General features: G+C 46.5%; 5 protein-coding genes. 2 read left to right on the top strand and 3 right to left on the bottom strand.

What is annotated here, in order from left to right; all coding sequences use genetic code 11:
* Positions 1 to 155 precede the first annotated feature (155 nt).
* Both Q0241_RS00510 and ada read right to left on the bottom strand, forming a co-directional pair.
* Positions 156 to 938: a 2OG-Fe(II) oxygenase gene (locus tag Q0241_RS00510; RefSeq protein ID WP_299371423.1), complete on the bottom strand. Its 783-nt coding sequence runs from the start codon at positions 936 to 938 to the stop codon at positions 156 to 158.
* A complete protein-coding gene (ada, locus tag Q0241_RS00505; protein ID WP_299371420.1) occupies positions 935 to 2,014 on the bottom strand; it encodes a bifunctional DNA-binding transcriptional regulator/O6-methylguanine-DNA methyltransferase Ada in 1,080 nt (359 codons plus the stop codon). The genes Q0241_RS00510 and ada overlap by 4 nt, the downstream gene beginning before the upstream one ends.
* 239 nt (positions 2,015 to 2,253) lie before the next feature.
* Between ada and Q0241_RS00500 the strand changes: the two genes are divergently transcribed.
* A complete protein-coding gene (locus Q0241_RS00500) occupies positions 2,254 to 3,018 on the top strand; it encodes an SDR family oxidoreductase (RefSeq protein WP_299371416.1) in 765 nt (254 codons plus the stop codon).
* Positions 3,019 to 3,101: 83 nt separating this feature from the next.
* Here Q0241_RS00500 and Q0241_RS00495 read toward each other — a convergent pair whose 3' ends face one another.
* A complete protein-coding gene (locus Q0241_RS00495; RefSeq protein ID WP_299371413.1) occupies positions 3,102 to 5,111 on the bottom strand; it encodes a 5'-nucleotidase C-terminal domain-containing protein in 2,010 nt (669 codons plus the stop codon).
* A 310-nt stretch (positions 5,112 to 5,421) separates the two neighbouring features.
* Between Q0241_RS00495 and Q0241_RS00490 the strand changes: the two genes are divergently transcribed.
* Complete coding sequence (locus Q0241_RS00490; protein ID WP_299371411.1) at positions 5,422 to 5,778, top strand: hypothetical protein; 357 nt, start codon at positions 5,422 to 5,424, stop codon at positions 5,776 to 5,778.
* Positions 5,779 to 6,194 lie beyond the last annotated feature (416 nt).

The following is a 6,194-nucleotide window of genomic DNA, read 5'->3' as shown; positions in this document are numbered from 1 at the left end:
TATTTAGGTTAACAAAAGGTTTGCTAAAAATAAGACATTTTATCTCAATGCTTTAGGGACTCACCGACATTCAGAAAACTTAAAATTTCAATATTATTTCAATCACTGAGAGATTGTTTAATTTTTTCAGAGCTAATCTTACAGGCCCGCTTATATCATTGGGCGTCATGAAAGATAATGCCCAATGTATGGCGTTGGCCCGATCTGATTTCGCTCACGCCATGCCGCATATTCACCCGATAGATACCGCGCGTACCGTGTTTAGGTCGGTTGCGGACGGGAAAAATAACCGCATCCCCCTGATCCAGAGGAACAACCGCAGCGCGTGATTGCATCCGGGGGCGCTGTTCTGTGAGAACAAATTCACCGCCCGTAAAATCCTGCCCGGGTTTGGATAACAGACACGCCACTTGCAACGGGAAAAGCAGCTCGCCGTAAACATCCTGATGCAGACAGTTATAATCTCCGACACCATATTGTAACAGCAAAGGCGTCGCTTTTGTCTGACCAGCTTCATGACACAGGTCAAGATACTGTTTATGTGTTCTGGGAAAACGTTGATCCATATTCATCAACGCATTCCATCTATTCCCGATCTCGGCCAATGGTTCATAAAGCCGAGTGCGTAAGCTGCTGATCAGGTCTGGTAAGGGATAGTCAAAATACTTGTATTCCCCCTGTCCAAAACCATGACGAGACATCACAACACGGGACCGATAGAGGTCATCGGCGTTATACCCACCAGCTAACGCAATGCAATCAGGTTCAGCAATTATTCCCTTGAGAACGGCATAGCCATTTTTATCTAGGCTATGCGCGATCTCGGTGACAGAAATTTTGCTCTGGCTTAAAGTCTGACTTACTGTAGATGACACATCCGCAGAAACTTCTGACGCACGTACCTTTTCATCGACTGTCATTGGTTCATGGTCTGTCATTGCGCAGCCACCGCTTCACAATCCAACAGCTGTTGTTTGCGCTCTACCCCCCAACGATAACCGGATAAAGCCCCATCGCTTCGTACCACCCGGTGACAAGGAATAGCCACGGCGATATGATTGGCGGCACAAGCCGAAGCAACAGCCCGAACAGCCTTGGGCGAACCTATTTTCTCTGCAACTTCCGCATAGCTCAAACGACTTCCCACAGGAATATCGACCAGGGCTTTCCAAACCCGCTGTTGAAAGGCCGTACCGCGAATATCCAATGGCAAATCAAGACCAATTGCGGGGTCGTCGACAAAGCCGACAACCTGCGCCACCCACTTTTCGAACGTAGCATCTCCGCCTTTCAAAATGGCCTTGGAAAAACGGTCCTGAAGATCCTGTATCATGGTTTCGGGATCATCGCCGAGAAGAATGGAACATATCCCCTTTTCACTTGCGGCCACCAGAATTGACCCCAGTGAACATTCCCCAAGGGCAAAGCGAATTTCAGTATCCTTGCCGCCTTTGCGATAACTTGTCGGCTTCATCCCCAAAAGCTTTTCAGTATTAGCATAAAAACGACCATTGGAATTAAAACCCGCGTCGTAGATGGCTTCTGTCACTGTTTCGCTTTTGCTTAATCCCTTACGTACCCGATTGCCCCGGTGCGCATTGGTATAAGCCTTTGGCGTAACGCCCGTAATGGCCTTGAAAGTACGGTGAAAATAAAAACGGCTCATCCCCACAGCTTCTGCTAAGGTATCAAGATCAGGCGCTTCTTCGGCCTCTTCGATCAGACGGCAAGCCTTTTCAATGGCCAGTGCCTGTCGTTCTTGTTTTTTCATTTCATTGGGGCGGCAGCGTTTACACGGGCGATATCCCGCCTTCTCAGCCTCAGCACAGCTTTCATGAAAACTGACATTTTTTCGCAAAGCCAAACGCGCAGCACAGGAAGGTCGACAATAAACACCCGTCGTCAAAACAGCGTAATAAAAGACGTCATCCGCCGACGGGTCACGGTCCACAATCGCTTGATATCGCTCATCATCACTTTTAAATTTTGGCAAAATAGTCATCTGAGTTGCCATTACCTTTGCTCCTGTCATCCAACTTGTAGCACAACATTTCGTCAGTTTCTAAAAGCTAGCTCAAAAATCATAGACCCAAACTCTGATTCTTGCTTTTGTATTCTATTTTTTTATTTCCCGTAATCCCCCGTTTTTAAAGATTTTTTTGAATTACAGAACAAGAAGCGGAGTTCCCAAACCACATTGCACCTCAATACTGATCCTTCAATATTTGAAACAAAACCATAAAGGATCTGAAAATGAGTAAATTAGAAAATCGCGTTGCCATTATTACGGGTGCCAGTTCAGGTATCGGCTATGCCGCTGCTAAGCTGTTTGCGGAAGAAGGCGCAAAGGTTGTTGTCGGGGCCCGACGCCAGCAAGAATTGGATAAACTTATCGAAGAAATCCGTGTCGCAGGTGGACAGGGCATTGCTGTTGCTGGTGACGTAACAGACGAAAGCTATGCCGAGGCTTTGGTCGAAGTCGCCACGGGAACTTACGGAAAACTGGACATTGCCTTTAACAATGCCGGAACGCTAGGTACCATGGGTGATACCCCCACCCTCACACTCGATGGGTGGCATGAAACCATCAACACCAATCTGACATCTGCTTTTTTAAGTGCCAAACATCAAATCCCTGCCTTGCTCGAAAGTGATCATGGGTCTTTGATTTTCACATCGACCTTTGTAGGTCATACTATCGGCATGCCCGGTATGGCTCCCTATGCCGCTTCAAAGGCCGGGATTAACGGGATGATGCAATGTCTTGCGGCAGAATACGGCCCCAAAGGTTTGAGGGTAAACAGTCTTATTCCCGGTGGCACAGACACCCCCATGGGACGTTCTGTTGCCTCAAACGAAGAAATGGAAAAGTTTGTCAAAAGTCTTCACGGCCTGAAACGTATTGCTGATCCGAAAGAAATTGCCACGGCGGCCCTGTTCCTTGCCTCTGATGACGCAAGCTTTGTCACAGGGACCGCATTGATGGTCGAAGGGGGTGTTTCCATCAATAAAACTTGATTTAGCACAATACCAACAAACAAGGCCAACCAGCTGGTTGGCCTTGTTTGTTAAAGTTAATTAAGCAAAAATTCAACGAACCCTTAACTCAAAACAGTTATGCGCCCATCAAGTTTAGCGCCTGTTTCAGCCGAAATAACCTGACTTTCCCGAATATGAGCAATAACCTCGTTGCGGTAGATCAAACCGGTATGGTCATACTGTAGTTTGCGCATATCAAAGCTGGGAATATCACCCGCGACCCCGCCGCCGATAGGCTTACCATTCCAGTTTTCACCGAAACCACCAAGCGCAAGATAGGTATTCACCACCATGGTATAGGTTTTATCCAAACGCTTTTCGATTGGCTCACCCTTGAGGGTAATATTCACTGCCGTGGCATCGCGGGCGGATGCACCGGGGTCAATTTCATACCGGATGCCAGATGAAAAATGCAAGAACCCGCGCGACACAAATCCCTCTAGATTGGTCCCTGCGACTTCTTCATTGCGAAGCAACCGTTTAGCGTTTGATTGCAGCATATCAAATATCTGCTGTCCGCTAAGGCTGGCAATATGAATAGCATCTGCATAGGGCATAACATCGTACCAATTCTTAAAGCTCAACGGTCCCTTTTCCACCCCAGTTGAAATACCCGTTGCGTTAAACAAGGCAAAGTCGACCTCTCCGCCCGCAAAGCTTTCAGATCGTACCAACACTGCGTCATTCATATAATTGGCAAGTTTGTTTTCGCCGATATAACGCGACGCAATCATCTTGTCGCGGCTCAAATCAGTTGTATCGACAGAGCCAATAACCTCGGCCAATTTACTGTCCAAGGCCTTAATGAGCGGGGCGATGTGTTGCTTTTCAAAGTCAGCGTCATAGTCATCTTCGTTTTGTAGCGTTTGATATTTTGGATCATCGACAGCGACGCGCTTGTCCCTCGGCTTTATTCGGTGCAGTGAAACAGAACTGTACCAATCCTTACGCCCGTTTTCTGCGGCAATGGACATGGTGATATCCCCCAGATATTTGCCATGTGCCTCGGCCTGGGTAATCAGGACACCATCAATCAGATTGTTTTCTTCAATTTTCTCTTCGTTCAAACGCGTGTGCGTATGCCCCCCGACCACGACGACAGGTTTGTCGGTCAACTTACCCGCCAGTCCGGCAATCGCAAAGTCGCCTTCCCCAACATCGCGTACTGTCGCTGCCTTACCGGATGTATGCTGCCCCACACCATAACCACAGTGCGAAAGAATAACGACAACATCGGAAATCTCGGCAACGGCAGGCAAGATATTCTCAACCGCTTTCAACGGTCGATCAACGGCCAGTGTCTTGTCATCAGGCTGCCCAACGCGGGTATCAATGTTTGTGGTCAAGCCAACCAGTCCGATACGCAAACCTTTGATTTCAGCAATGGCAGCCGCAACGTAATCTTCATCTCGTTTCAGGTGTTGCGAGGAATGAACATTTGCTGACAACAAAGGGAAACGCGCATCCGTTTGTGCCGCTTTTTTCAAAAGTTCTGCACCGCGATCAAATTCATGATTACCGATTGCGGCGATATCCAAACCTGCTGCCGAATAACTTCTGTAACCTGCATCAGCAACAAACTCATCCACACTCCAGCCCATGAGCTCATCAAAGATTGATCCTGTGTGGTCATCCCCCGCTGAAACAAAAAGCACTGCCTCATTTTCAGCCGCTGACGCGCGCGCAGCGTTTACCCGCTGCACGATTTGCGACAAGCGATAGGTATCACCCTTTTTACCATGCATTTCCGTGATGTGATTATGCATATCGTTGAAATGAAGAACACGTAAAACACGCCGTTCTCCTGGGATAAGTTTCGGCGACGGTACCGGATTGCCTTCTTCGGTCACGATCCGTTTAATCGCGCTGCTAAGGGGATCACCTTTGAGTAGAAACAGCTTTTCGATAGACCCCAACGGATTAGGCGTTGCCGGGACCAACTGTAACTCCCCAGCCAAAGGCGCAGCATTACTACGCATAGTTAAAAAGGGTGAAAACCCAACGGCAGATGCGGCAACAACACCCCCCAAAAGCAAACGACGACGGGTCATCCCCAGTTTAACATCACTCATAACAGAAAATCACTTTCGCATAGGAAAAATTGAACTGCGCCAACATGATCCCTCACTGTTACTGATCAATGACGGCAAGATGATTTTGTGATGATGTTTAGATGAATGTGATCAAAAATAATTCAAGACAACTGACTGGGCTTTTAAGTCAACTACTGGCCCGAAAACTATTTTCTCGATCAGAGGTTTTTCAATTTTATTCAAGCCTTATTGCAAAAAATCAGCTAAACTCAGAAACAGGCTTTACTGTCCTGTAATAATACAAACTTAGTTTTCCGATAACTATTGCTGCAATTTGTGCAGAATCATAATGACTTCCGAAAATTTATCCGATGAAGAAAAGTGGGTCGTAAAAGAGTGCCTTCTTGCTATTTCTTCTGGGAATTTTCTAGACGACGGGGAATTTCATACATTAATGGGGCTAACCTTAGCAGAAACCCATCTTATTGCGATTGCCTATCCAAATATTCAGGAGGCTTGCTTAGAAAGTCCATCCGCTCGCAATTCGAGTAATGATAATCTCATGGCCCAATTGAATTCCACTGCCATTAACAATTCCCTGAACAATTTAATAGGCTATCAAAAATGGTCCTCTTGCCTATGGACAAAGTATATTTCAGTTTCTCTTGATGAAGTGGAAAGAATTTTTAAGAAATGGAGGAGATAACTCTTTCCTTCCTCTTCTGGTCCCCAAATACCTCAAAATCGGTTTCACAAAGGAAAAACAAAATTGTCCTAAACATGCTGTGTCACAGTGATGGAACAATGATAGCTTTATGATCATTTTGAGCTTAGACACTGCTCCCAACCAATGGTCACTTATCCCCTAGAGACTACGTATCTTTACGCAGCATCTTTTCAAAAGCGGCATGGTATTATCCGGCATGTTATTTACGAACAAACAGCATCATCAGCGTGCTTCATGATTGTTCTCACAATATCAATTTGACCTGCATTAAGGGGAAGGGTTTCAAAATGAATACAAAAGCATATGGTGCCGAATTTCTAGGTACTTTCTGGTTGGTTTTTGGCGGCTGTGGTTCGGCTGTCCTCGCCGCTGGCATTCCTGATCTCGGAATCGGT

The sequence above is a fragment of the uncultured Kiloniella sp. genome, assembly GCF_937128705.1.
Lineage (GTDB): Bacteria > Pseudomonadota > Alphaproteobacteria > Kiloniellales > Kiloniellaceae > Kiloniella.
The sequence above is the reverse complement of the archived record's forward strand: the minus strand, read 5'-3'. Positions and strand labels throughout refer to the sequence as shown.